Raw genomic sequence first — 24954 nt, forward strand, 5'->3', positions numbered from 1 at the left:
TTTGACGCCCCCGGACAGAGGGGCCGATATGGATGCCGCCTTCGCGGAGTACCTCGACGAGTTCACGCGCCGGGACTGGGAGACCCTCGAACCGGACGCCGTCGCCGACCCCGTCCGGGTCGCGGTCGTCGGCCTCGGCTGGTTCGCGCGCGAGTGGGCGCTGCCCGGCATCGAGCGGTCGGCGTACACCGATGCGACCGTGGTCACCGACGTCGACGCCGCCGCGGTCGAGTCGGTCGCGGCCGGGCGCGATCTGACCGGCGTTACCCCCGAGGAGTTCCGGTCGGGCGCCGTCGCCGACGAGTACGACGCGGTCTATATCGCCACGCCGAACGCGACCCACCTGGAGTACGTCGAGGCCGCTGCGGCGCAGGGGAAGGCGGTTCTCTGCGAGAAGCCGCTGGAGGTGACGCCGGACCGCGCTCGTCGGCTCGTGAGCGCGTGCCGCGACGCCAACGTCCCGCTGATGGTCGGCTACCGGATGCAGACGGATCCCGCCGTCCGGCGGCTCCGCGACCTTCTCGACGCGGGCGTCGCGGGCGAGGTGACCCACGTCCACGCGACGATGTCGCAGACGATGCTGGGCGAGCTCGGCGGCGACACGGACCAGTGGCGGCTCGACCCCGAGCTCTCCGGCGGCTGCGCGGTCATGGACCTCGGCGTCTACCCGCTCAACACGACGCGGTTCGCGCTCGGTGAGGACCCGGTCCGCGTCTCCGGGCGGACGCGCTCGGAGCACGAGGCGTTCGCCGACGTCGACGAACACGCCTCGTTCCGGCTGGAGTTCCCCGGCGACGTCGACGCCTTCTGTACGGTGAGCCAGAACGCACAGCACGCGAGCCGGCTGGAGGTCACCGGCACGGACGCGCGGCTAATCCTGGACCCGGCGTTCTACGAGCGCGAGGACCGCGGGTTCGCCGCCGTCCGCGACGGCACGCGGGTCGACGTCGAGTTCGACCAGGTCCACCAGATCGAAGAGGAGTTCGCGTACTTCGGCCACCAGCTGCTCGCGGGCGAGCCGTTCTACGCCGACGGCGAGCACGCCCTGACGGACATGGAGGCGCTCGCCGGCGTCTACGAGTCCGCCGAGACCGGGGCGCCGGTCGACCTCGGCGGCGACTGAGACACGGCCTGCGCCGCGCCCGCGGCCGCGAGCCCGCTACTGCTCGATCCCGTACACATCGCTCGTCCAGTCGCGCGCGGGGGTGTCGTACACCGGCGCGTCGCGGTCGCGCTCGTCGAGCCGGCGCCGGTCGGCGTCGTCGAGCTCCCAGTCCATTTCGGCGTTGGCCCGGACGTGGTCGGGGGTCGACGAGCGCGGGAGCGGGACCACGCCGCGGTCGACCGCCCACCGGATCACGACCTGCGCCGGGTGCTTGTCGTACTTCTCCGCCAGCTCGGCGACGACCTCGTCGCCGAACACGTCCGTCCGCGCGAGCGGCGCCGCGGCCTCGACCACGGTGTCGGTCTCGCGGCAGTAGTCGACGAGGTCGGGACGCTGGAGCCACGGATGGAACTCGATCTGGTTGACGGCGATCGGCACGTCCGAAATGTGATGCGCGCAGCTAAGCTGGTACGCGCTGAAGTTCGAGACGCCGACGTCGCGGACGAGCCCGCGCTCGCGAAGCTCCGCCATCGCGCGGAGCGTCTCGCGCAGCGAGATGGCGGGATTCGGCCAGTGGATCAGATACAGGTCGAGGTAGTCAGTGCCGAGCCGGTCGAGCGACGCCTCGCACGAGTCGATCACGGACTCGTAGTTGAGGTTCTTCGCGAGCACCTTCGAGGTGAGGAACACGTCGTCGCGGTCGACGTCGCTCGCCGCGAGCGCGTCGCCGATCGCTCGTTCGTTTTTATACCCCTCCGCCGTGTCGATGTGCGCGTAGCCGGCGTCGAGCGCCGCGCGCACGCTGTCGGCCGTCTCGCCGTCGTTGAGGTCGTACGTGCCCAGTCCGAGCGCCGGCAGCTCCGCGCCGCTCGGGAGCGTCTTCGTTGGTACGGTCACACGACACGCGTTCGGGGGATCACCGATTGAAACTACCGGTCGGGGAACCCGCCACGGTCGCGGTTCTCGGCAGCCGCGTAGCGGCATTTAAGCCGCAAGCCGAGTTGCTCGACAGCTTATAAATGACAGGCGGTGGCGCGTGCCTGCGAGCGGCCGACAGGCCGCGAGCCAGCACGCGCGAGGGAGTCGGCCGACCGTAGGGAGGCCGACGAGGCTGGGGAGGTGTGAGGTGCTGTGCGGCGCGGTGCGGGGCGGGACTCAAAGGGGCAGCCGGGAGGACGAAGCACGACGACGCAAGGACCGGAACGAGGGAGCGGTAGCGACCGAGTGAGGACCGCAGCGAGTCGCGCGAGTCCTCCCGGCTGGGGCTTTGGAGGTGTTTGTCGCCGGGTCAGTATCAACAACTTATAAGCGAGCGGCTGGGGCCTTAGAAGTGTTCGCCGCCGATCTGCCGTCCATTTATAAATCACCGATAGCGTTCAAATCTCTCTCGGTGATTTTGCTCACTTCGTTCGCAAAATGCACCGGCCGAGATTTGAACTCGGGTTGCAACCATGGCAAGGTTGCGTGATACCACTACACTACCGGTGCGTGCTTCGCATTCGATCGTAGCCCGGGTCGGAGATATAAGGGTTCCGAACGACGGTCGGCGGAAGGGTCATCGGTGCCGCGTCCCCACACGGATCCGTACCCGAACGATGACCGATCTCCCCGAGCGCATCGACAGACGCACCGCCCTCCGCGCGGCCGGCGGCCTCGCCGGACTGACCGCCCTTCCCGCGCTTTCCGGCTGCCTCGGCGGTAGCGGAGACGAGGGTGACCCCGACGGATCCGACGAGAACCCCCCGCCCGACGACGGCGCCGACGTCGCGTACGACGTCGAGACCGTCGCCGAGGGGTTCGAGAATCCCTGGGGGCTCGCGTTCCTGCCCGACGACGGCCGCCTGCTGGTCACCGAACGGGCCGGCCGACTCTCGCTTGTCGACCCCGCGGACGGGAGCGTCGAGGACGTCGCGGGCGCACCCGAAGTGTTCGCCGAGGGACAGGGCGGGCTGCTCGACGTCGCGGTCCACCCCGACTACCCGGACGACCCGCGCGTGTACCTGACGTACTCCGCGAGCGCCGCGGACAGCCCGGCCGGCGACGGTGCGGACGGCGCGACGACCCACGTCGGCGTCGGCCGGCTGTCGCTCGACGGCGGCGATGCGCCCGCGCTCGACGGCTTCGAGCCGATCTTCGTCGCCGAGCCGTTCCGCGACACGGACCTCCACTTCGGGTCGCGGGCGACGTTCGGGCCGGACGGCGCGCTGTTCGTCACGGTCGGCGACCGGCGCGACACCGACTTCGGCCCGGACCACGTCTCGCAGGACCGGTCGAACGAGCTGGGCGCGACCCTCCGCCTGACCCCGGACGGCGACGCCCACCCGGACAACCCGTTCGTCGACGACTCGGACGCGGCCGACGCGGTCTACAGCTACGGCCACCGCAATCCGCAGGCGATGGCCGTGCGCCCGGAGACGGGTCGGATCTGGCAGTGCGAACACGGCGAGCGCGACGGCGACGAGATCAACGTCGTCGAGCGCGGCGGCAACTACGGCTGGCCGATCGCCAGCGAGGCGTGTCGCTACGGGACGGACGACCCCGTCGCGCCGGGCCACGACGAGCGCGACGGCGTGGTCGCGCCGGTCCACTACTGGCCCTGCGGCTCCGGGGGCTTCCCGCCGAGCGGGGCAGTCTTCTACGACGGCGACGCGTTCCCGGAGTGGCGCGGCGACCTGTTTGCGGGCACGCTCGCGGCGCGGTACCTCGGGCGGTTCACGGTGGACGGCGACGGGCTCGACGCGACGGTGACCGAGCGCGACCCGCTGCTCGACGACCGGGAGTGGCGCATGCGCGCGGTCGCGGTCGAGCCGACCACCGGTCACCTCTACGTCGCGGTCGACGCGGGCGACGCGCCCGTGGCGCGGATCGTTCCGGCGTGAGCTCGGATCCCGCTTCGCGGGGACGGCTTTCGGATCGCGACCCGTGAGAACGGTTCGCTCGGATCGGCGGGGCGATTCGGCCGCCAGACCCCGTGTGAACGCGCCACAGCCCGAAATCGGGACCGCTATCCTTTTACGGTGGCGTCCGGAATCGAGGTGTACAGTCTCGCCACGATGCGTACCGAAGACGGACTCACGATATGTGTTCCGTCTTCGCTCGTCCGGGAAGCCGAGGACGACCGCGAGGCGACTCGCAAACTCGGCTACGTCGCCCGTGCGGCGGCGGTGTTCCGGGCGGATCGGCTCGTCGTCTTCCCCGACGCGGAAGGCGACGGTCGACGGGGCGGGGAGTACGTCCGTACCGTGCTGGGGTACGCCGCGACGCCGCCGGAGCTCCGGAAGGATCTCTGGGGGCAACGCGACGAGCTCCGGTACGTCGGCGTACTCCCCCCGCTCCGCGTGCCGTGGCGGACCGGCTCGACCCCTAGCGGGGGAGAGTCGAAAACACAGGGACTCGTGACCGAGGTCGGACCTGAAGGCCGCGTCCGGGTCAATTCCCCGCTGCGGGAACACCCGATCTCCCTGCTCGTTCCCTCCGGAATGGAGGTCGAGCAGGGGGAGCGCGTCACCATCAGGGTCTCTTCGAGAGAACCGGTCCGCGCCCGCATCGCCGGGAAGCCCGAGGAGGGCTTCCAGGTCGTGGCCGCGGACCTGTCGGAAGCGCTCGCCGGCGACGGAGTGGCCGTCGCGACGTCGCGACACGGAGAAGCACTCTCCGTCTCGCGGCTCGGCGACCTCGTCTCGGACGCCCGCGAGGCCGGCGGTTACACCGTCGCCTTCGGGGCGCCCGAGCGGGGGCTTCCGGAGATGCTCGGGCTTTCGCCCGACCGCATTCGGGCGGCCGTCGCCGACGGCCGCTCGGTCGAACCCGATCCGGGGTTCGACCTCTGGCTGAACACGATCCCGGCACAGGCGAGCGAGGTCGTCCGGACGGAGGAGGCTCTGTTCGCGACCCTCGGCTCGCTCACACTCACGGAGTAAACACATGCCACAACCAAGCCGACCACGAAAAGGCTCGCTGGGCTACGGCCCGCGCACCCGCGCAGACAGCGAGGTGCCGCGCATCCGTTCGTGGCCAGAAGACGATGGGGCCCCTGCGCTGCAGGGATTCGCCGGCTACAAGGCCGGGATGACCCACGTCATGATGGTCAACGACGAGGCGAACTCGCCGCGTGAAGGGATGGAAGAGGCCGTCCCCGTCACCGTCGTCGAGACGCCGCAGATGTACGCCGTCGCCGTCCGAGCCTACGAGGATACGCCGTACGGACAGAAGCCGGTCGAAGAGGTCTGGGCGACCGAGTTCCACGAGGAGCTCGACCGCGCGCTCGACCTGCCGGCCGAGGAAACATTCGAGGAGGACGCCGACGAGCTGCGCGCGCTGCTCGACGACGACGTCGTCGACGACGTGCGCGTCATCACGCACACGGCCCCCTCGGACCTCTCGAACGTCCCCAAGAAGAAGCCCGACGTCATGGAGACGCGCGTCGGCGGCGGCTCCTTAGAGGAGCGCGCCGACTTCGCGCTGGACCTGGTCGCCGAGGGCGGCGCCCACGAGTTCGGCGACGTCTTCCGCGCCGGCCAGTACACCGACGTCTCCGGCATCACGAAGGGGAAGGGGACGCAGGGTCCCGTCAAGCGCTGGGGCGTTCAAAAGCGGAAGGGCAAACACGCCCGCCAGGGATGGCGGCGCCGGATCGGTAACCTCGGTCCGTGGAACCCCTCCCGCGTCCGCTCCACCGTGCCCCAGCAGGGCCAGACCGGCTACCACCAGCGCACCGAGCTCAACAAGCGCCTCATCGACTTCGGCGAGGGCGACGACGCCTCCGTCGACGGCGGCTTCGTCAACTACGGCGAGGTCGACGGCGAGTACGCGCTCATCAAGGGCTCGCTGCCCGGACCGGACCAGCGCCTGCTTCGACTTCGCCCGGCCATCCGGCCGAACGACCAGCCGCGCCTCGACCCCGAGGTCCGGTACGTTTCCACCGAATCCAACCAGGGATAACCAATGAACGCAACAGTACACGACCTGGACGGCGACGAGGCGGGCAGCATCGAGCTGCCGGCCGTCTTCGACACCGCGTTCCGACCGGACCTCATCGGTCGCGCGGTCGGCGCCGCTCAGGCAAACCGGAAGCAGGCCTACGGGGCCGACGAGTTCGCCGGGCTGCGGACGCCCGCCGAGTCGTTCGGCTCCGGCCGCGGGCTCGCGCACGTGCCACGTTCCGAGAACGTCGCCCGTCGCGTCCCGCACGCCGTGTCGGGCCGCGCCGCGCACCCGCCGAAGGCCGAGAAGGACCAGACGAAGAGCCTCAACGACAAGGAGCGACAGTTCGCGATCCGGTCGGCCATCGCGGCCACGACCGACGCCGAGCTCGTCGCCGAGCGCGGCCACGCGTTCGACGAGGACCTCGACCTCCCGCTCGTCGTGAGCGACGAGTTCGAGGACCTGAAGAAGACTCAGGAGGCCCTGGGCGTGCTCGAAGCGGTCGGCGTCGACGCCGACATCGCGCGCGCCGAGGAGGGCCGCTCCGTCCGCGCCGGACAGGGGAAGGCCCGCGGTCGGAAGTACCGCCAGCCCAAGTCCGTCCTCGTGGTTACCAGCGAGGAGCCGTCGCGCGCCGCCCGCAACCTCGCGGGCGTCGACGTCGCGACCGCGCGAGAAGTCAACGCTGAGGACCTCGCGCCCGGCGCGCACCCGGGCCGCCTCACGCTGTGGACCGAAAGCGCCGTCGCGGAGGTGGCGGACCGATGAACTCGATCATCGAGCATCCGATCGTCACCGAGCAGGCGATGAACGAGATGGACTTCAACAACAAGCTGCTGTTCCTCGTCGACGTGGACGCGACCAAACCGGAGATCGAATCCGAGGTCGCCGAGCGCTACGACGTGGGCGTCGTCAACGTGAACACGCAGGTGACGCCGCAGGGCGAGAAGAAGGCGATCGTCACCCTGTCCGCGGACGACGACGCGACCGAAATCGCCTCGCGCATCGGGGTGTTCTGAGATGGGACGACGAATTCAAGGACAACGGCGCGGACGCGGCGGCCCGACGTTCCGGGCCCCCTCCCACCGTTACAAGGCGGAACTGTCGCACAAGAAGCTCGAAGACGTGGACACGATCACCGGCGAGATCGTCGGGATCGAACACGACCCGGCCCGCTCGGCCCCCCTCGCGGAGGTCGAGTTCGAGGACGACGACCGTCGGCTCGTGCTCGCGCCGGAAGGCGTGCGCGTGGGCGAGACGATCCAGGTCGGCGTCTCGGCCGAGATCAAGCCGGGCAACACGCTCCCGCTGGCGGAGATCCCCGAGGGCGTCCCGGTGTGTAACGTCGAGAGCAACCGCGGGGACGGCGGGAAGTTCGCGCGCGCCTCCGGCGTGTCGGCGACGCTTCTCACCCACGACCGCGACGTCGCGGTCGTCCAGCTCCCCAGCGGCGAAGTGAAGCGGCTCGACCCCCAGTGCCGCGCCACGATCGGCGTGGTCGCGGGCGGTGGCCGGACGGAGAAACCCTTCGTCAAGGCCGGTAACAAGCACCACAAGATGAAAGCGCGCGGCACCAAATACCCGCGCGTGCGCGGCGTCGCGATGAACGCCGTCGACCACCCCTTCGGTGGCGGTGGTCGCCAACACCCCGGCCAGCCGAAGTCCGTCTCGCGGAACGCTCCGCCGGGACGCAAGGTCGGTGACATCGCATCCAAGCGCACCGGACGAGGTGGCAACAAATGAGTTCAGATTACCGAACCGGCCGCGAGGGCAAGGAGTTCGCCTACCGCGGTCACTCGCTCGACGAGCTGCAGGAGATGGACGTAGACGAGGTCGCGGAACTGCTCCCCGCACGCCAGCGGCGAAGCATCGTTCGCGGACTCGGCACCGAACAGCAGAAGCTGCTGGAGACGGTCCGAAGCCGCGACAAGGAGACGACGGCGGACGACCCGATCCGGACGCACCTGCGCGACATGCCGGTGCTCCCGGAGTTCGTCGGCGTCACCTTCGCCGTGTACAACGGCCACAGCTTCGAGCGCGTTCAGGTCGAGCCCGAGATGATCGGGCACTACCTCGGCGAGTTCCACCTCACGCGAAGCACCGTCGAACACGGTCAGGCCGGCATCGGCGCGACCCGGTCCTCGAAGTTCGTGCCCCTCAAGTAACCCATGGGAATCAACTACAGCGTCGAGGCCGACCCGGAGACCACCGCCAAGGGGATGCTCCGCGACCGGCCCATCAGCGTGAAGGACAGCAAGGAGATCTCCCGAGAGATCAAAGGCGAGACGGTCGCCGACGCGGAGGAGTACCTCCACGAAGTGATCGACGAGGAGACCTCGGTGCCGATGCGCCAGCACAACGCCGGCGCGGGCCACCGCTCCGACATCGACGGCTGGGACGCGGGACGGTACCCCGAGAAGGCCGCCAAGGACTTCCTCAAGCTCTTGGAGAACGTCAAGAACAACGCCGACGAACAGGGGTTCGACGGCGAGGAGATGGTGATCAAACACGTCGCTCCCCACAAGGTCGGCGAGCGACCCGGCCGGAACCCCCGCGCCGCGGGCGCGACGGAGTGGAACACCACCCTCGCGGACGTCGAACTGATCATCGAGGAGCCGGAGGCTGACAACTAATGGCTGACGAACACCAATTCATCGAGGACGGCCTGCGCCGTTCCCAGATCAACGAGTTCTTCGCGGACGAGCTCGGCCGCGCCGGCTACGGCGGGATGGACGTCGCCCAGACGCCGATGGGCACGCAGATCGTCCTGAAGGCCGAAAAGCCCGGCATGGTGATCGGGAAGGGCGGGAAGAACATCCGCAAGATCACCACCGAGCTCGAGGAGCGCTTCGACATGGACGACCCGCAGATCGACGTTCAGGAGGTCGACGAGCCCGACCTGAACGCCCAGATCGTCGCGGACCGTCTCGCGAACGCCCTCGAACGCGGCTGGTACTTCCGGAAGGCCGGTCACACGACGATCGACCGGATCATGGACGCGGGCGCGCTGGGCGCCGAGATCGTCCTGTCCGGCAAGGTCACCGGCGCGCGCTCGCGCGTCGAGAAGTTCAACCGCGGCTACATCAAGCACAACGGCGAGCCCGCCGAGGAGGTCGTCGACCACGGCCAGGGCGTCGCCGTGATGAAGCTCGGGACGATCGGCGTCAACGTGAAGATCATCCCGCCGGGCGCGACGCTCCCGGACGACTTCGACGTCCGCGAGGACGCCGAGGTCCCGGAGGTCGAGCAGGCGGCGGTCGACGCCGACGCCGACGAGGGCGTCGAGTCGCTCCTCGAGGAGGAGCCCGACGAGGTTCCGGACGTGGGCGACGACGACGAGGACGTCGAGGTGCCCGACGAAGACCCCACGGACGTCATCGACGAGGAGGTCGTCGAGGAAGTCGTCGAGGAGACGCAGGAGACGGCCGACGAGGCGACGGACGTCGCCGCGGAGGAACCGGTCGACGAGGACGTCGAGGCCGACGAGCTCGACGAGCTCGACGAGGAGATCGAGTCCGAGGCGGCCGACCTGGTCGCCGAGATGGAAGCGGCCGACGAGGAAGACGAGGAGGACGAATAAATGGCGATCCTCTACACCGACGAGATCCGCGACATGACCGCGGCGGAGCGGGAGGTCGAACTCGAGGAGCTCGAGACCGAGCTGCTCAACTCGAAGGCGCAGCGGGCGGCCGGCGGCATGCCGGAGAGCCCGGGCCGCGTCAACGAGCTGAAGAAGACCATCGCGCGGATCAAGACGATCCAGGCGGAAGAAGGCGACTTCGACGACGAACAGTAAGATGATCTCCCCCGACACCCTCGTTCGACACGAGCTCGTCGGCCTCCCCGTTCAGGTGGTCGACGCCGACAGCGACGCCCACGTGGGCGTCGCCGGTCGCGTGCTCGACGAGACGTTCGGCACCCTCGTGGTCCGGACGGGGTCGGGGGACAAGCGCGTGCCCAAGTCGGGCGCGACGTTCGAGTTCGGCGTCGTCGAGACGCCGACCGCTCGCACAGATGAAGCCGCCGGCGACGGAGCGTCGCCGGGGTCCGCGTCCCAACTCGGGTCGGATACTACGGGGGTCCGCCCCCGTCAGTCTGGCCCGTCCGGGTCCGAAAGCGTCGTCACCGGTGACGGCGCGGGTCCGGCGAGCCGACGAGGCGAGTGCAAAGACGCGGTCTACGCGACGGTGGATGGCGATCGGTTGCGGCATCGGCCCGCCGAACGCACCGAACGAGGTGCCACACAATGGCGATAGGAATCGACGTACCCACGCCTCCGGAGCCAGACAACCCGGAGGATTACGACTACGAGAAGTGCCCGTTCTACGGGCAGCTCTCCGTCCGCGGCCAGACTCGCGAGGGAACGGTCGTGTCGACGGATATGGCAAAGACCGTCATCGTCGAGCGAGAGTACGACGTGTTCGTACCGAAATACGACCGGTACATGAAGCGTCGCTCGCGCATCCCGGCCCACGTGCCGGGCGTGCTCGACTCGCTCGAAGTCGGTGACGAAGTGAAAATCGCGGAGACGCGACCACTCTCGAAGACGAAGTCCCACGTCGTCGTCGAGATCCTGGGTGATCAGTGATGGAGGCGCTCAAGGCCGACGTCACGCAGGGGCTCTCGAAGGGCTCGCTGATCACGTGCGCCGACAACACCGGCGCCCGTGAGCTGAAGGTCATCTCCGTGTCGGGCTACTCCGGCACGAAGAACCGACACCCGAAGGCAGGAATCGGCGACAAGGTGACCGTCTCGGTCACCAAAGGGACGCCGGAGATGCGGCGGCAGGTGCTGGAGGCGGTCGTCGTCCGCCAGCGCAAGCCGATCCGCCGTCCGGACGGCACGCGCGTGAAGTTCGAGGACAACGCGGCCGTCATCATCGACGACCTCGAGGAGCCGCGGGGCACGGAGATCAAAGGCCCCGTCGCCCGCGAGGTCGCCGAACGATTCGGGAGCATCGCCTCGACCGCGACGATGATCGTCTAACTATGACGAAACAGCCACGCAAACAGCGAAAACGGTCGGAGACCGCGCCGCTCCACGAGCGGCAGAATCAGGTCCGGGCCACCCTCACCGAGGATCTCCGCGAGGAGTACGGACAGCGGAACGTCCGCGTCAACGCCGGCGACACCGTCGAGGTGCTTCGCGGCGACGCGGCCGGCACGGAGGCGGAGGTCGTCTCCGTCGACCTGTCCGCCGAGCGGATCACGGTCGAGGACGTCACCGTCGAGAAGGCGGACGGGGAGGAGGTTCCCCGCCCCATCCCGGCGAGCAACGTCCGGGTGACCGAACTGGACCTGGAAGACGAGCGCCGGGAGGCGCGGCTCCAGGAGGACAACGAATGACGCGACACCAGAAGCGACTGTCAGTACCGAACTCCTGGCCGGTCGAGCGCAAGACGAACACGTTCACCGTGAAGGCGGGCGCGGGCCCGCACGGCGAGGCGGGCGTTCCGCTCGTCGTCCTGCTGCGGGACGTGCTCGGCTACGTCGACTCGACGAAGGAGGCGCGCTACGCGCTGAACAACGACTCGATCCTCGTCAACGGGGACGCGGTCTCGGACGAGCAGCGTCCGATCGGGATGTTCGACATCCTGGCGTTCCCCGAGCGCGGGGAGTTCTTCCGCGTCTTCCCCGACGAGGGCGGTCGGCTCGCGCTGACCTCCGTCGACGAGGAGGCCGCGGGCAGCCGGCTCGGGAAGATCACGAACAAGTCCGTCGTCCCCGGCGGGGTCGTCCAGCTGACGCTCCACGACGGGACGAACGTCCGCGTCGACGACGACGCGGACTACGACACGAACGACTCGATCGTCGTCGACAACGAGACGAAGGAGATCGTCGCCCACTTCGAGTACGAGGAGGGCGCCCTCGTCACCGCCGTCGCCGGCCAGCACGCCGGCCAGATCGGCGAGATCGACGACATCGACGTGACGCTCGGCTCCGGCGACAACACCGTGACCGTCGCCAGCGACGACGGCGGCTACGAGACCGTCGAGGAGTACGTCGTCGTGATCGACGAGAACTTCACCGACGACGACGCCGACGAGGCGGGTGATTCGGATGAGTGAAGCCGAGAGCGCCGACCACGAGATGCGCGAGCCGTACCTCGAGAAGGTCGTCGTGCACATGGGCGTCGGGCAGGGCGGTGAACCCCTCGCCGACGCCGAGGAGATCATCGAGGAGATCACGGGCCAGCAGTCGGTCCGGACCACCTCGAAGCGCACCATCGCCGAGTTCGGGATCCGCAAGGGCGACCCGATCGGCGTGAAGGTGACGCTGCGGGGCGAGGACGCGCACGCGTTCCTCGCGACCGCGCTGGAGCTGGTCGAGATCGGCCGGAGCCAGTTCGACGACACGGGTAACCTCAGCTTCGGGGTCGAGGACCACACCGACTTCCCGAGCCAGGAGTACGATCCCAACACCGGGATCTACGGCCTCGACGTGACGACGACGATCGTCCGTCCCGGCTACCGCGTCTCGAAACGCGACAAGGCGACGGGGACCATCCCCGCTCGCCACCGGATGACAGCCGAGGACGCGGCCGCGTTCCTCGAAACGAACTTCGACGTCGAGGTAACCGAATGAGCGAAGCGAACAACGACACGGGCGAGCACGCCGCGAAGCGCACCGACTCCCGGCACACGTGCCGGCGGTGCGACCGCGAGCAGGGACTCGTCGGCAAGTACGACATCAACCTCTGCCGGCAGTGCTTCCGCGAGGTCGCCCGAGACATGGGATTCGAGAAGTACAGCTGATCATGACGGGAAACGATCCATTCACCAACGCGCTCGCCGGCATGGACAACGCCGAGAGCGTTGGCCACCTGTCGTACACGGTAGAGCCCGCTTCGAACATCATCGGCTCCGTCCTCGAGGTCCTCTACGACCGCGGGTACGTCGACGGCTTCGAGTACGTCGACGACGGGAAGGCCGGGAAGTTCGAGGTCGAACTGAAAGGCGCGATCAACGAGTGTGGCGCCGTCAAGCCCCGCTACTCGGCGGGCGCGGACGAGTTCGAGAAGTGGGAGAAGCGATACCTCCCCGCCCGTGACTACGGGACGCTCATCGTCACGACGAGCCACGGCGTCATGAGCCACTACGAGGCCCGCGAAGAGGGCATCGGCGGCCAAGTGATCGCATACGTCTACTAACAATGAACAGAGTCGAAATCGAGATTCCGGACGATGTCTCCGCCGAGACCGATCACCTCGAACTCACCGTCGAGGGGCCCAACGGGAGCGTCACGCGACGCCTCTGGTACCCCGACGTCGACGTTTCGATCGAGGACGGCGCGGTGGTCATCGCGGCCGAAAACGAGGACGCGAAGACCAACGCCACGGTCGGCACCTTCGAGAGCCACGTCGCCAACATGATCCACGGCGTCACCGAGGGCTGGGAGTACGCGATGGAAGTGTACTACGCCCACTTCCCGATGCAGGTGAACGTGGAGGGCGACGAGGTCGTCATCGAGAACTTCCTCGGAGAGAGCGCTGCGCGGCGCACCCCGATCCGCGGAGACACGGACGTACAGGTCGACGGCGAGACGGTCACGCTGACGGGCTCCGACAAGGAGGCCGTCGGGCAGACCGCCGCCGACATCGAACAGCTGACGAAGGTGACCGACAAGGACACGCGCGTCTTCCAGGACGGCGTGTACATCGTCGAGAAGCCCACCGGAGGTGCCTAATCAATGGCAGACGAACTGGAAGACATCAGCGGTGTCGGTCCCTCGAAGGCGGACGCGCTTCGCGAGGCCGGCTACGAGACGGTCGAGGACGTGAAGGCCGCCTCCCAGTCGGAGCTCTCCGAGGTCGACGGCGTCGGCAACGCGCTCGCCGCGCGTATCAAGGCCGACGTCGGCGGACTGGAGGTCGACGAGGAGGCGGACGCGGAGATCGAAGACGAGACGGACGAGGAGGAGGCCGACGAGGCCGACGCCGACGAGACCGTCGAGACGGAGCTTCGCCCCCGCGGCCACGCCGACAAGACGCCGGAGCTGGACGACGAGACCGCTCGCGCGCTCGCACAGAAGCACCGCGAGGGGAAACCGCAGTTCAACCGGCAGGATTACCACAAGAAAAAGCGGATCCCGACGTCGTGGCGCAAGCCGCGCGGCGGGCTCTCCAAGCAGCGCCGCCGCATGAAGTCGAAGGGCCCGGTCGTCGAGGCCGGCTTCCGCTCGCCGACGGCGTCGCGCGACCTGCACCCGAGCGGCTTCGAGGAGGTCCGCGTGCACAACACGGACGACCTCGAGGGCGTCGACGGCGACACGCAGGCGGTGCGTATCGCCTCGAAGGTCGGCGGTCGCAAGCGCGAACTGATCGAAGACGAGGCGGAGGAGCGGGGCATTCGCGTGCTGAACCCGACCTACGTCGAAGTGGAGGTCGACGATGAGTGATCTGAAGGCGCAGAAACGGCTCGCAGCGGACGAGCTCGACGTCGGCAAGCGCCGCGTCTGGCTCGACCCCGACGCACAGGAGGAGATCGAGGACGCCATCACGCGAGAGGACGTCCGCGAACTCATCGAACAGGGAACGATCCGCGCGAAAGACGAGAAGACGAACTCGCGCGGTCGCGCCCGAGAGCGCGCCGAAAAGCGCTCGTACGGGCACCAGTCGGGCGCCGGTACCCGGAAGGGCCGCTCCGGCGCGCGGCAGGACACGAAAGACGACTGGAAGGCGCGCATCCGCGCACAGCGGGCCCGCCTGAAGGAGCTTCGCGACGAGGAAGACGTGCTCGACGCCTCCGAGTACCGCACGCTCTACAACAAGGCGAGCGGGGGAGACTTCGAGGACGTCGCCCGTCTCGAGGCGTTCATCGAGACGCAGTACGGTTACGAGGTGACGGACTAATGGCGACAGGACCACGATACAAGGTGCCGATGCGGCGCCGCCGCGAGGTCCGGACGGATTACCATCAGAGGTTGCGCCTGCTGAAATCGGGCAAGCCTCGCCTGGTCGCTCGGGTGAGCAACGCTCACGTCAGGGCGCAGCTGGTGACCCCCGGATCCGACGGCGACGAGACCCACGCGGCCGCCTCCAGCGAGGAGCTCGGCGAGTACGGCTGGGACGCCCCCACGGGCAACCTCCCCAGCGCGTACCTCACCGGCTTCCTCGCGGGCGCCCGCGCAGTCGACGCCGGCCTCGACGAGGCCGTCCTCGACATCGGGCTCAACACGGCGACGCCCGGCAACAAGACGTTCGCGGTACAGGAAGGAGCGATCGACGCGGGCCTCGAGATCCCGCACAACGACGACGTGCTGGCGGACTGGTCGCGCACGCGCGGCGAGCATATCGCCGACTACGCCGAGCAGCTCGACGAGCCGCTGTACAGCGGTTCGTTCGACGCCAGCGAGCTACCCGAGCACTTCGATTCCGTGCTCGAGACAATCCAGGAGGACCATGAGTAGACACAACGACGGCTGGGAGCCGCGGACGCGACTCGGCCGCAAGGTACAGGACGGGGAGATCTCGTCGATGGAACAGGCGCTCAACTCCGGCCTCCCGCTGAAGGAGGCGGAGATCGTCGACCAGCTCCTCCCGGGGCTCGAAGACGAGGTGCTGGACATCAACATGGTCCAGCGCATGACCGACTCCGGCCGGCGCGTGAAGTTCCGCTGCGTGGTCGCCGTGGGCAACCGCGACGGCTACCTCGGCTACGCGCAGGCCCGCGACGACCAGGTCGGCGGCGCGATCCAGAAGGCGATCGACGTCGCGAAGCTGAACATCATCTCGGTCGACCGCGGCTCCGGCTCCTGGGAGGACCAGCCCGGCGGCACCAACTCCCTGACCCGCACGGCGAAGGGGAAGGCCGGCTCCGTCACGGTCGAGATCAAGCCCGCCCCGCAGGGGCTGGGCCTCGCGGCCGCGGAGACGGTCCGCAACATCCTGGAGCTCGCCGGCGTCGAGGACGCCTGGACGAACTCCGACGGCAACACGCGCACCACGGTGAACCTCGCGAAGGCGACGTTCAACGCCTTGGAGAACGCGGCGCAGTCCCGCACTCCGCAGCACGCGCGTGAAGTCCACTACGACGAGGTGAGCGAGTGATGCAGGCGATCGTGCAGCTCCGCGGCGACGTCAACCTCGACTACGGCGTCGAGGACACGCTCGACATGCTGAACGTCGGGCGCGTCAACCACGCGACGTTCGTCCCCGAGACGGACTCGTACCGCGGCATGATCGCGAAGGTCAACGACGTCGTCGCGTTCGGGGAACCGAGCGTCGAGGCCGTCGCGCGAACGATCGCGCGGCGCGGCGAGCCGATCGAGGGCTCGGCCGACGTCGACGACGAATGGATCGACGACAACACCGACTACGCCGACTTGGAGGCGCTGGCCGAGGCGCTCGTCGACGAGGAGACGACCCTGCGCGATCAGGGCCTCTCGCCGACGCTGCGGCTCCACGCCCCCCGCGGCGGTCACGAGGGCATCAAACACCCCGTGATCGAGGGCGGCGAGCTCGGGAAACACACCACCGAGGAGATCGACAGTCTCCTGGAGGCGATGCGATGACGAGCAAGAAACGACGACAGCGCGGCTCTCGGACGCACGGCGGCGGCACGCACAAGAACCGGCGCGGCGCCGGACACCGCGGCGGCCGCGGCGCGGCCGGCCGCTCGAAACACGAGTATCACAACTACGGCCCGCTCGGCAAACACGGGTTCAAGCGGCCCGAGGACGCCCAGACGGAGGTCCTCGAAGTGAAGGTCCAGAAGCTCGACGAGGACGCGGCGCTGTACGCCGCCGAGGGCCTCGCCGACGAGGACGGCGACGCGTACGTCTTCGACGCGCGCGACGTCGTCGAGGACGGCCACGAGGCCGACGTGGTGAAGGTGCTCGGCGGCGGGCAGGTCCGCCACGAGCTCCGCGTCACGGCCGACGCGTTCACGGCCGGTGCGGTCGAGCTCATCGAGGACGCCGGCGGCGAGGCGACGCTCTCCGAGCGCGCCGAGGAAGCCGCTGACGAACCGGAAAACACTTCCGACGACGAGAACGACGAGGCGTAACATGAGCTGGAAGGAGGCCGCCGAACCGGTGCTCTCGCGGATGCCCGTCGTAGAGCGGCCCGCGGGACACGTCCCGTTCAAACGGAAGCTCACGTGGACGGCCGGCATCCTGATCGTCTACTTCTTCCTGACCAACATCAACCCGTTCGGGTTGGCGGTCGGGCAGGGGTCGGACTTCTTCGGGCAGTTCCGGTCGGTGCTCGCCGGCTCGTCCGGGTCGCTGTTACAGGTCGGTATCGGACCGATCGTCACGGCGTCCATCGTCCTCCAGCTGTTGGGCGGTGCGAACCTCCTCGGGCTCGACACGGAGAACGACCCGCGTGACCAGGTCCTCTATCAGGGCCTCCAGAAGCTGCTGGTGATCATCGTCGCCGCCCTCACGGCGGCGCCGATGGTGTTCACCGGGAGCTTCCTTCCGGCCGACCCCGCCGTCGGTGACGCGCTCGGCATCGGCACGTTCGGCGTACAGGTGCTGATCTTCGCGCAGATCTTCGTCGGCGGCATCCTCATCCTGTTCATGGACGAGATCGTGAGCAAGTGGGGGGTCGGCTCCGGCGTCGGGCTGTTCATCATCGCGTCGGTGAGCCAGCAGATCGTCGGCGGCTTCTTCAGCTTCTCCGCGCTCGGCGCGTCCGGCTTCTTCGCGAGCTGGTACGGCGTCATCGTCGGCGACGTGCCGGCCTCGCTGTCGCCGTTCACGGCGGAGGGGCTCCAGAACCTGCTGTTCGATCCGGGCAGCATTCTGGCGCTTTTCACCACGGTGTTCATCTTCGGGATCGTCGTGTACGCGGAGTCGGTCCGCGTCGAGATCCCTCTGTCGCACGCCCGCGTGAAAGGCGCTCGCGGACGCTTCCCGGTGAAGCTCATCTACGCGTCCGTCCTGCCGATGATCCTCGTTCGCGCGCTGCAGGCGAACATCCAGTTCCTCGGTCAGATCCTCTCCTCGCAGTGGGCGGGGATGCCGGCGTTCCTCGGCCAGTACAGCGAGCAGGGCCAGCCGATCTCCGGGCTGTTCTACTACCTGAACCCCATCCAGAGCCGCAGCCAGTGGATGTGGTTCTTAGGCGAGATCCCGGCGTCGGTCGAACCGTGGATGATCGCGGTCCGGCTCGCCGTCGACCTCACGTTCATGATCGTCGGCGGTGCCATCTTCGCGATCTTCTGGGTCGAGACCACCGGCATGGGGCCGGAGGCGACCGCGAAGCAGATCCAGAACTCCGGGATGCAGATCCCCGGGTTCCGCCGGAATCCGCAGGTCGTCGAGAAGGTGATGGAGCGGTACATCCCGCAGGTCACGGTCATCGGCGGCGCCCTCGTCGGGCTGCTCGCCGTGATGGCGAACCTGCTCGGCACCATCGGCCAGGTCTCCGGAACCGGACTGCTGCTGGCGGTCTCGATCACGTACAAGCTGTACGAGGAGATCGCCGAAGAGCAGCTGATGGAGATGCATCCGATGATGCGCCAGATGTTCGGCAACGAGTAACCCCATCGGGGTCCCACGCGTTATTTATTAATTCTGCGTAGCCGCTGGTATGCCCAGCGGGTCACATAACAAAATCGAGCGAAACGTCCGCGTTCCTCCCGTAAAAAAGAGGCGTGGAAAGATGCGGGTCGCGTTACGTTACGCAGAAACGCAAGACGGCGAGCGTATTCGTCGGGCTCGGAATAGCTGAGTTATAAACTCAAAATAGGTAGTAACTCCGCGAAGAACCGGATCTGCCCTCTCAGTTCTCCTTTCCGTTGATCCACAGAACACGACCTGCTACTACATTTGAAAACACTTCTGTAAAATCGCATGACGGAAGCTATGTTGACACTAACTCAACGCGACCCCGCATCGCGGCCGAGAGCGAAAGTACCCAGTCGTCACCTTGCCTGGCGTCGGTCGCTGGCCCGAGGGCGATCGTCCCCGCGAGGTCGCCGTCGACGTAGTACCACTCTGCGTTGCGGTCGACGTGGTAGTGAGCAGTAGGACGCGGATCCTCGGGATCGATGTCGCCGCCCATCCGTGGTCTCCTCGCTGGGTCAGGCGTTCGCCTTGCGCCCCTGTCCCGACCCGGTCGTGAGCGGGATGTCGGCGTCGATCTCGTCGTACCAGACGACCGGCCGCTTCGCCCGGCCGTCCTCTTCGAGTTCGAGGAGTCCGTAGTCGGCCAGCTCGTTCACGTTTTCGAGGACTTCCGGGGGGTTCCGGTCAACGAGGCGCGCGAGCTCGCGGATGCTCCCTGGCTCGTGTTCGACGATCGCTTCCAAGAGCTTGAGATTGGTCGAGCGGAAGACGCGGCCGAACGTTTCGAGGTTCTCGATCGAGAGCGTCGGCTCGCTGGGTTCGACGTCCTCGCCGGCGTCGATCGCTTCGAGGCGCTCTTCGAGGTCGCTACGGTCGGCGGACTCGATCCGAACGTGGAGTGTCTGAGTCATGGGTGGTGTGGGGTCGTCGGTTGGAGTCGGTCGCGGCCAGTACGTCGGTCACCGTGCTCGAACGCGCTACCAGTCGTCGCGCTTCTCCTCCGGGAGCGCCGCCCGCCACGCGCGGAAGATCTCCGCAAGGCCGGGGTAGTCGATTTCGAAGGTCTCGCCCCCGAGGTGGAGCTCGTGGACGCCGTGGTGGTTGTCGAACCGGATGATCGGCTCGTCCGCGCCGGCTTCGCCGTAGTGGTAGGCGTACTTGATCCCGTCCTCGAACCGGTCGGGACCGAGAGCACGCGAACCCGCGCAACAGTGCCGTCGGCATAGGCCTCGATCTCATCTTCGAGTACGGTGACGTCATCGCTCATCGATACGTGTGTCGACGCACCCTACTCCGATGAGTGTTAGGGAAAAACCTAACAAAGAACGGGCAGTACCCTTCCGAACTCCTGACGAAAAGGCACGACCTCGCGATCGGGATCTTGTACGTGTCTCTCTTACCCCCGTATTCACATGCTCTGATATTTCGTTACCACAACTACCGTAGTTTGAACTACGATAGTCTGAGCTACGCTATATGTGCGTTTTATATGCTGGTGGTTCAAAGGCGGAGACATGCCTGCGTTCGTGAACCGAGAACGAGAACTCGACAGGCTCCACGAATTATACGACAGTGACTCTGCGGAGTTGGGCGTCGTCTACGGACGTCGGCGGATGGGAAAGACGGCGCTCGTCGTCAAATCCATCGAAGACCGCGACGACGCGGTGTAATCTCTCTCCGCGTGCCCAGCTCCCCCGCGACGGCCTCACTCCGATTGTTTTCCGAGTCGGGTCGCTCGCTTCGCTCGCGACCGCTCACGGAAAAAGCTCGATCAAAAAGCGCGACCTCGCTTCGCTCGGTCGCGTTCGAGCGATCCCATCGCTCAGTACGGACGAATCAATAAGCGCCAGCTATCACGGTGGCGCGTGCCTGCGAGCGGCCGCCCTCGGCGGCCGCGAGACAGCACCACGCGAGGGAGTCGGCCGACCGGAGGGAGGCCGACGAGGCTGGGGAGGCGTGAGGTGCGGGGCTGTGCGTGGGGGTGGGATTCAAAGGGGCAGTCGCGAGGACGAAGCACGGCGCAGTAAGCACCGCAGCGAACGGAGTGAGCGAGGAGCGCAGCAAGCCGCGCGAGTCCTCGCGGCTGGGGCTTTGGCGGTGTTCGTCGTCGCTCCGCGATCCGCCATTTATAAGCGAGCGACTGGGGCTTTGGAGGAGTTCACCGCGGCAACGCCGGTCACTTATAGAAGCACGACCTCGCTCCGCTCGGTCGCGTCCTCCTCGTTACTCCGCGACCGCCTCCTCGACGATTTCGATCTCCTCCCCGGTCAGATCGTAGAGGTCGTAGACGATCTCGTCGATGAGCCGGTCGGTCTCCGCGATCTTCGCGTCGAGTTCGTCGGCGCGTGTCTTCGTCTCGACGTAGCGGTCGAGGTCGTCGGCCACGTCGTCGGGGTCGGGCAGCGCGATCGCCTTCAGGCGGTCGACGAGCGAGTTCGTCTTGGTGGCGTTGTCGCGGAAGCCCGCGATCTCGTCGTCGACGGTGGATCTGCTTGATACCATCGGCGGGTCTCCCGCTCGGAAGACTTCTTACGCCAACAGCATTTGGCCCTGCTAAACACTAAGTTGCCTCCGTTTGACTCTCTTACTAAATGATCTCTCTCCCTCCGCTCGTCGACAATGCCGACAGGACGGTCGAGGACGTCTACAAAAAGATAATTCCACAAACTGAAGAAGCACGTATCGCAACCGGCTATTTCTATCTCTCCGGGTTTAATCTGTACCGCGAGGATCTCGAACAGCTTGCCGATCCCGACGAGCTCGGTCACGCTCCGATTCGTATCCTGATGGGTCGACAGACGAACCGGAGTACCGCAGACGAAATCGGCGAGGGACAGAACCTGCGCGACGATCTCAAAGACGAGGTCGAACAGAGCATCGAGGAGCTGAACAACGCGCAGTTGGACCGGTTGGACCGCCTGCGAGATTTCATAGCGGAAGACAAAGTTAGCGTCCGCGTGCGAAATCCAGAAAACGGATACTTCCACGCGAAAGGGGCCTCGTTCAGAGCGCCACGCGACGATGACGACTGGGAGATTGACGATGATACAGACACGCGTCCGTGTGCCACTGTCGTCGGGTCGTCGAACTTCACCGCCAGTGGGCACCGGAACAACATCGAACTGAACCTCACGAGTCAGGACAGACGCGAGGCGGAAGCGTTCGAAGACTGGTACGACAACCAGTGGGCGAACGCCGAGGACTTCAGCGAGGAGATCATCCGGATCATCGAGAACAGCGACAAGTATCAGGACTGGCAGGAACAGCAGGAGGACGAGCCTGACGACGACGAGACGCCCGACGACTTAGGGACGTACATCGAACCGTTCGAGCTGTACAAGCTCCTCGCGTACGACGAACTCAGCGGGAACGTCAACATCCGCGACAGTCCGCTGTACTACTTCCAGACGCTCGGATACGAAAGCGCGAAGGAGAAACTCTCCCAGTTCAACGGCTGTATCATCTCCGACTCGGTCGGTCTCGGGAAGTCGTTCATCGGCGGCGAACTCCTCCACGACTACCGCCAACGCGGGGATCGCTGTCTGCTGATCGTGCCGGCGAACCTTACCGAACAGTGGGAGGACCTGCTCCAAGACGACACCGACGAAGACGGGAACCCGTACTTCGGACTTGAGGTCGACGGCACTCACTTGGACGTAATGAGTATTAGTAAGTTCCAGAACCTCGCGTACGAGGAGGTTCAAGACCTCAAAGACGCGTTCGACGTCGTACTTATCGACGAAGCTCACCGGTTCCGGAATCACGGAAAATGGCGACCCGAGCCGGACCACGATGACGACTACAAGGGGACCCGCCGCCACGCGAACCTCCGCCAGCTCCGCGGGAAGACGATGATAATGCTGACGGCGACGCCGATCAACAACTCCGCGACCGACTTGGAGAACCTCATCAGTCTGTTCACCAGTTCCGAGGAGCTACGGAACAAGGCGTCGCTGGACTTCGGTGCCTTCGAAGAGTATATCGAACTCTCGGAGACGCGAAAGAAGATCGCCGCCGGGAAAGAGGAGACCAGTGACGAAAAGCTACAGAGCATCACCGAGCAGCTTCAGCGCCATTCGGAGGAGATCTCGAAGATCCTGAACGAGGTGATGGTGCTGCGGACGCGGAAACACGTCAAAGACCAGATCCAAGAGGAGGAGGACTTCGAGATGAGTTTCAAGCCGCCGACGCTCAACAAGGAGCAGTACTCGCTCCCCGCGGCGTACCAGCCGGTGTATCAGATGTTGCCGGACGTGATGGACGCGCTCCACCTCCCGCACATCACGGTGAAGAACCCGAAGGCGGGCGGGACACTGAAAGCGCTGTACAAGCTGAACCTGCTCAAGCGGCTGGAGTCGTCGACGTACGCGTTCGTTCAATCGATCCAGACGCTACACCAGAGCGAACGGCGGCTGCTCGGGCTCCTCGACGGCCTTCCCGAGGAGAAGAAGATCGACCTGTTGCGCGCAGCGCAGGACGACGAGCAGGCGGAGACACTCGACGACTTCGTGGAGGGGGGCGACGCCGCCGAAGACCTCGAACAGACGCTCGAAGAGTTCGGGTTCGACACGACCGCGGTCCGTGCGGACGAAGACACGGAGACCGACACCCCGGACGAGCTGGCGGACGCGACGATCGGCGAAGTGAAGACGTACATCCGAGAGGACCTGACGCTGCTCGCGTATTTCCTGTCGCAGTTCATCGGCGATATCGCACAGGACTCGGGCGACGTGAGCGACCAGGCCGTTGCCACGAGACAGTGGCTCCACGAGCACAACGCCGGCGTCCTTCCGGACGTTCCGGAGGACGAACTGAACCCGATCCTCTACCCCCGAAGTGACCTGAGCGACGTCGACGGAGCGACCCGGGAGTTCTACGAGGCGGTGTTCTCGCTCAGGGAGTTCCGCGATCCGAAGGTCGAGCGACTCGTGGATGTCCTCAACGGCTACGACGACGAGAAGGTCCTCGTCTTCACGCAGTACCGCGCGACCGCGGACTACGTCCATCGGACGCTGCTCGACGACCCCGACTCGCCGCTCACGGAGGCGAACAGCGCGGTCGTCAAGGGCGGCGACGACAACAAGCAGGACGTCATTCAGCGGTTCGCGCCGGAGGCGTCGGGGTACCAGCAGACGCTGGCCGAGTCCGGCGAGGACGAACTCCAGTACGTCATCGCGACCGACACGCTCTCAGAGGGGGTTAACCTCCAGGACGTGTCGGTCCAGATCTCCTTCGACCTGCCGTGGAACCCGATGCGGATCGTTCAGCGCGTGGGGCGTATCGACCGGATCGGGAGTACCGCCCAGAAGTACGTCCACAACTTCTACCCCGACGGCGACATCGAGGCGGCGATCAAGCTGCTGAAACGGCTTCAGGCGAAGATCAACGACATCGCGCTGATCGTCGGCAAGGAGAACAACATCCTCGACCCGAACGAGGACCAGATTCTCGAACAGACCGGCGTGGAGACGGAGAAGACCATCGGCGAGCTACAGGTGGACGAGATCGAGGACTCGCTCCAGAAGTCCCGGGAGGTCGACGACGTGAACGAGCTCGACGACACGAGCAAGAACCCGCTCCTCCGCAACGCGGGGAGCAACGAACACGCCGCCTACGAGCGGTTCCTACTCAAGAAGGAGCTGAACGAGGAGTTCGGCCTCTCCGGGGATGACTTCGAGTACGCCGCGGACTACTTCGAGGAGTCGCCGGAGGAGCGCGAGCGTCTGTACACGAACGTCACCGATCACGACTCCGGGCCGCGTCCGGGCGTGTTCGGGCTCGCGCACCTCTGGTTCGACGACGAGGACAGCGACCCGCCTCTGGGTCGCGTTCGGCGGGCATTCTACTACAAGCCGTTCGCGGACGAGGTGAAGGAACGTCCCGTCGGCACGCTCAAAATCGACCCCGAGGTGAGGGGTGAACCGATCACGGGCGACGCCGACAACGTCCTGTCCAACCGAGAGGAAATTCAGGAGGTCCTCGACGAGCGGCTGGAGGCGATTCGGGAAGGCCAGGTGGAGGGCGCGTTCAAGCAGGGAGACTCGTTCTCGAAGGAGCAGGAGACGATACTGGACTTCATCGCGTACCATCTACAACCGAACTACGGGGAGGAGTCGGTCCCGACTGACGAGTACGACACGCTCGACGAGTGGGCCGAGAATCTCTGTGAACGGCTTCAAGATGTGAAGTTAGCCAATACCGACGAAGATCGAATCCTTCGAGAGACGTTCCGAGACACGACGGAGTACGACTCTTTCCCAGATTGGCCGCCAATAGAGTTCTTAGAGGAGTTAGAAGCGTTCTTAGAAAAGAACGTAGAGGAGTCGACGGAGTATCAGGATACGCTCGTGGGTGAAAGTGAGGTTCAGGCTCGACTGATGTGTTGGGGAGTGGTCAGTTCATAATAGACCA

At 66.5% G+C, this 24954-nt stretch carries 32 protein-coding genes, 1 tRNA gene and 2 pseudogenes; 29 read left to right on the forward strand and 6 right to left on the reverse strand.

Translation table 11 applies throughout. From position 1 onward, the window contains the following. Nucleotides 1-28: 28 nt before the first annotated feature. Nucleotides 29-1123 (forward strand): D-xylose 1-dehydrogenase Gfo6, encoded by a 1095-nt coding sequence (gene gfo6, locus B378_RS0110780; RefSeq protein ID WP_017343803.1) that lies wholly within the window; start codon nucleotides 29-31, stop codon nucleotides 1121-1123. A gap of 36 nt (nucleotides 1124-1159) precedes the next feature. Here the strand turns inward: gfo6 and B378_RS0110785 are convergent, their stop codons facing one another. Then, nucleotides 1160-2002, reverse strand: coding sequence for an aldo/keto reductase (locus B378_RS0110785; RefSeq protein WP_017343804.1), 843 nt, complete (start codon nucleotides 2000-2002; stop codon nucleotides 1160-1162). Between the two features lie 520 nt (nucleotides 2003-2522). Beyond that, nucleotides 2523-2593 (reverse strand) — tRNA-Gly (locus tag B378_RS0110790). Nucleotides 2594-2700: 107 nt separating this feature from the next. Between B378_RS0110790 and B378_RS0110795 the strand changes: the two genes are divergently transcribed. From B378_RS0110795 to secY, 26 genes are all read left to right on the forward strand, one after another. Then, nucleotides 2701-3984 (forward strand): PQQ-dependent sugar dehydrogenase, encoded by a 1284-nt coding sequence (locus tag B378_RS0110795; protein ID WP_017343805.1) that lies wholly within the window; start codon nucleotides 2701-2703, stop codon nucleotides 3982-3984. A gap of 174 nt (nucleotides 3985-4158) precedes the next feature. After that, nucleotides 4159-5025, forward strand: a complete 867-nt coding sequence (locus B378_RS0110800; protein ID WP_026046259.1) for a putative RNA uridine N3 methyltransferase — start codon at nucleotides 4159-4161, stop codon at nucleotides 5023-5025. A 4-nt stretch (nucleotides 5026-5029) separates the two neighbouring features. Beyond that, a complete protein-coding gene (locus tag B378_RS0110805; protein ID WP_026046260.1) occupies nucleotides 5030-6046 on the forward strand; it encodes a 50S ribosomal protein L3 in 1017 nt (338 codons plus the stop codon). Between the two features lie 3 nt (nucleotides 6047-6049). Further along, complete coding sequence (rpl4p, locus tag B378_RS0110810; protein WP_017343808.1) at nucleotides 6050-6796, forward strand: 50S ribosomal protein L4; 747 nt, start codon at nucleotides 6050-6052, stop codon at nucleotides 6794-6796. After that, nucleotides 6793-7047 carry a 50S ribosomal protein L23 gene (locus B378_RS0110815; protein WP_004597450.1) on the forward strand — a complete coding sequence of 85 codons (255 nt, stop codon included), beginning with the start codon at nucleotides 6793-6795 and terminating at the stop codon, nucleotides 7045-7047. The genes rpl4p and B378_RS0110815 overlap by 4 nt, the downstream gene beginning before the upstream one ends. Nucleotide 7048: 1 nt before the next feature. Continuing rightward, nucleotides 7049-7771, forward strand: coding sequence for a 50S ribosomal protein L2 (locus tag B378_RS0110820; protein WP_026046261.1), 723 nt, complete (start codon nucleotides 7049-7051; stop codon nucleotides 7769-7771). Continuing rightward, a complete protein-coding gene (locus tag B378_RS0110825; protein ID WP_004599532.1) occupies nucleotides 7768-8193 on the forward strand; it encodes a 30S ribosomal protein S19 in 426 nt (141 codons plus the stop codon). Before B378_RS0110820 ends, B378_RS0110825 begins: the two co-directional genes overlap by 4 nt. Nucleotides 8194-8196: 3 nt before the next feature. Next, the gene (locus tag B378_RS0110830) at nucleotides 8197-8661 is read left to right on the forward strand and encodes a 50S ribosomal protein L22 (protein WP_017343810.1); all 465 of its coding nucleotides are present in this window, start codon (nucleotides 8197-8199) and stop codon (nucleotides 8659-8661) included. Continuing rightward, entirely contained in the window at nucleotides 8661-9608 is a 948-nt protein-coding gene (locus B378_RS0110835; RefSeq protein ID WP_017343811.1) for a 30S ribosomal protein S3, read from the forward strand. Before B378_RS0110830 ends, B378_RS0110835 begins: the two co-directional genes overlap by 1 nt. After that, nucleotides 9609-9824: a 50S ribosomal protein L29 gene (gene rpmC / locus B378_RS0110840; RefSeq protein ID WP_004597441.1), complete on the forward strand. Its 216-nt coding sequence runs from the start codon at nucleotides 9609-9611 to the stop codon at nucleotides 9822-9824. It begins immediately after the preceding gene. A gap of 1 nt (nucleotide 9825) precedes the next feature. Beyond that, on the forward strand, nucleotides 9826-10284 hold the full coding sequence (locus tag B378_RS0110845; protein WP_017343812.1) for a ribonuclease P protein component 1: 459 nt from the start codon (nucleotides 9826-9828) through the stop codon (nucleotides 10282-10284). After that, nucleotides 10275-10616 (forward strand): 30S ribosomal protein S17, encoded by a 342-nt coding sequence (locus B378_RS0110850; RefSeq protein WP_017343813.1) that lies wholly within the window; start codon nucleotides 10275-10277, stop codon nucleotides 10614-10616. Before B378_RS0110845 ends, B378_RS0110850 begins: the two co-directional genes overlap by 10 nt. Continuing rightward, entirely contained in the window at nucleotides 10616-11014 is a 399-nt protein-coding gene (locus B378_RS0110855) for a 50S ribosomal protein L14 (RefSeq protein ID WP_004597429.1), read from the forward strand. Before B378_RS0110850 ends, B378_RS0110855 begins: the two co-directional genes overlap by 1 nt. Before the next feature lie 2 nt (nucleotides 11015-11016). Beyond that, nucleotides 11017-11373, forward strand: a complete 357-nt coding sequence (rplX, locus tag B378_RS0110860; protein WP_004597427.1) for a 50S ribosomal protein L24 — start codon at nucleotides 11017-11019, stop codon at nucleotides 11371-11373. Continuing rightward, nucleotides 11370-12095: a 30S ribosomal protein S4e gene (locus B378_RS0110865; protein ID WP_017343814.1), complete on the forward strand. Its 726-nt coding sequence runs from the start codon at nucleotides 11370-11372 to the stop codon at nucleotides 12093-12095. The genes rplX and B378_RS0110865 overlap by 4 nt, the downstream gene beginning before the upstream one ends. Continuing rightward, nucleotides 12088-12612: a 50S ribosomal protein L5 gene (locus tag B378_RS0110870; protein WP_017343815.1), complete on the forward strand. Its 525-nt coding sequence runs from the start codon at nucleotides 12088-12090 to the stop codon at nucleotides 12610-12612. Before B378_RS0110865 ends, B378_RS0110870 begins: the two co-directional genes overlap by 8 nt. Beyond that, the gene (locus tag B378_RS0110875; protein ID WP_004597423.1) at nucleotides 12609-12782 is read left to right on the forward strand and encodes a 30S ribosomal protein S14; all 174 of its coding nucleotides are present in this window, start codon (nucleotides 12609-12611) and stop codon (nucleotides 12780-12782) included. The genes B378_RS0110870 and B378_RS0110875 overlap by 4 nt, the downstream gene beginning before the upstream one ends. Nucleotides 12783-12784: 2 nt before the next feature. Beyond that, entirely contained in the window at nucleotides 12785-13177 is a 393-nt protein-coding gene (locus B378_RS0110880) for a 30S ribosomal protein S8 (RefSeq protein ID WP_004047215.1), read from the forward strand. 2 nt (nucleotides 13178-13179) lie between these two features. Then, nucleotides 13180-13713: a 50S ribosomal protein L6 gene (locus tag B378_RS0110885; RefSeq protein ID WP_017343816.1), complete on the forward strand. Its 534-nt coding sequence runs from the start codon at nucleotides 13180-13182 to the stop codon at nucleotides 13711-13713. A 3-nt stretch (nucleotides 13714-13716) separates the two neighbouring features. Next, nucleotides 13717-14424, forward strand: coding sequence for a 50S ribosomal protein L32e (locus B378_RS0110890; protein WP_017343817.1), 708 nt, complete (start codon nucleotides 13717-13719; stop codon nucleotides 14422-14424). Then, on the forward strand, nucleotides 14417-14878 hold the full coding sequence (locus B378_RS0110895; RefSeq protein WP_017343818.1) for a 50S ribosomal protein L19e: 462 nt from the start codon (nucleotides 14417-14419) through the stop codon (nucleotides 14876-14878). The genes B378_RS0110890 and B378_RS0110895 overlap by 8 nt, the downstream gene beginning before the upstream one ends. Continuing rightward, nucleotides 14878-15435, forward strand: coding sequence for a 50S ribosomal protein L18 (locus tag B378_RS0110900; protein WP_017343819.1), 558 nt, complete (start codon nucleotides 14878-14880; stop codon nucleotides 15433-15435). Before B378_RS0110895 ends, B378_RS0110900 begins: the two co-directional genes overlap by 1 nt. Beyond that, on the forward strand, nucleotides 15428-16075 hold the full coding sequence (locus B378_RS0110905; RefSeq protein WP_004597408.1) for a 30S ribosomal protein S5: 648 nt from the start codon (nucleotides 15428-15430) through the stop codon (nucleotides 16073-16075). The genes B378_RS0110900 and B378_RS0110905 overlap by 8 nt, the downstream gene beginning before the upstream one ends. Then, a complete protein-coding gene (locus tag B378_RS0110910; RefSeq protein ID WP_017343820.1) occupies nucleotides 16075-16539 on the forward strand; it encodes a 50S ribosomal protein L30 in 465 nt (154 codons plus the stop codon). The genes B378_RS0110905 and B378_RS0110910 overlap by 1 nt, the downstream gene beginning before the upstream one ends. After that, the gene (locus tag B378_RS0110915) at nucleotides 16536-17033 is read left to right on the forward strand and encodes an uL15m family ribosomal protein (protein ID WP_017343821.1); all 498 of its coding nucleotides are present in this window, start codon (nucleotides 16536-16538) and stop codon (nucleotides 17031-17033) included. The genes B378_RS0110910 and B378_RS0110915 overlap by 4 nt, the downstream gene beginning before the upstream one ends. Nucleotide 17034: 1 nt before the next feature. Further along, nucleotides 17035-18516: a preprotein translocase subunit SecY gene (secY, locus tag B378_RS0110920; RefSeq protein ID WP_017343822.1), complete on the forward strand. Its 1482-nt coding sequence runs from the start codon at nucleotides 17035-17037 to the stop codon at nucleotides 18514-18516. Between the two features lie 322 nt (nucleotides 18517-18838). On the opposite strand, the gene B378_RS16465 is transcribed toward secY, so the two are convergent. The 3 genes and pseudogenes from B378_RS16465 to B378_RS17535 all read right to left on the reverse strand — a co-directional run bounded on the left by B378_RS16465 (nucleotide 18839) and on the right by B378_RS17535 (nucleotide 19810). Further along, nucleotides 18839-19039, reverse strand: coding sequence for a hypothetical protein (locus tag B378_RS16465; RefSeq protein WP_082224270.1), 201 nt, complete (start codon nucleotides 19037-19039; stop codon nucleotides 18839-18841). 19 nt (nucleotides 19040-19058) lie between these two features. Beyond that, the gene (locus B378_RS0110925; RefSeq protein ID WP_017343823.1) at nucleotides 19059-19454 is read right to left on the reverse strand and encodes a transcriptional regulator; all 396 of its coding nucleotides are present in this window, start codon (nucleotides 19452-19454) and stop codon (nucleotides 19059-19061) included. Nucleotides 19455-19520: 66 nt separating this feature from the next. Further along, a pseudogene (locus tag B378_RS17535) lies at nucleotides 19521-19810 on the reverse strand (DUF6516 family protein). 247 nt (nucleotides 19811-20057) lie between these two features. Here B378_RS17535 and B378_RS16475 point away from each other — a divergent pair. Beyond that, nucleotides 20058-20210: pseudogene (locus B378_RS16475) on the forward strand (ATP-binding protein); the annotation flags it as partial. A gap of 556 nt (nucleotides 20211-20766) precedes the next feature. Here B378_RS16475 and B378_RS17330 read toward each other — a convergent pair. Next, complete coding sequence (locus B378_RS17330) at nucleotides 20767-21045, reverse strand: hypothetical protein (RefSeq protein WP_017343825.1); 279 nt, start codon at nucleotides 21043-21045, stop codon at nucleotides 20767-20769. A gap of 89 nt (nucleotides 21046-21134) precedes the next feature. Between B378_RS17330 and B378_RS0110940 the strand changes: the two genes are divergently transcribed. Then, nucleotides 21135-24947, forward strand: coding sequence for a helicase-related protein (locus B378_RS0110940; RefSeq protein ID WP_026046262.1), 3813 nt, complete (start codon nucleotides 21135-21137; stop codon nucleotides 24945-24947). The last annotated feature ends 7 nt before the right edge of the window (nucleotides 24948-24954 follow it).

Source organism: Halorubrum sp. T3 (assembly GCF_000296615.1).
Taxonomy (GTDB): Archaea; Halobacteriota; Halobacteria; order Halobacteriales; family Haloferacaceae; genus Halorubrum; species Halorubrum ruber.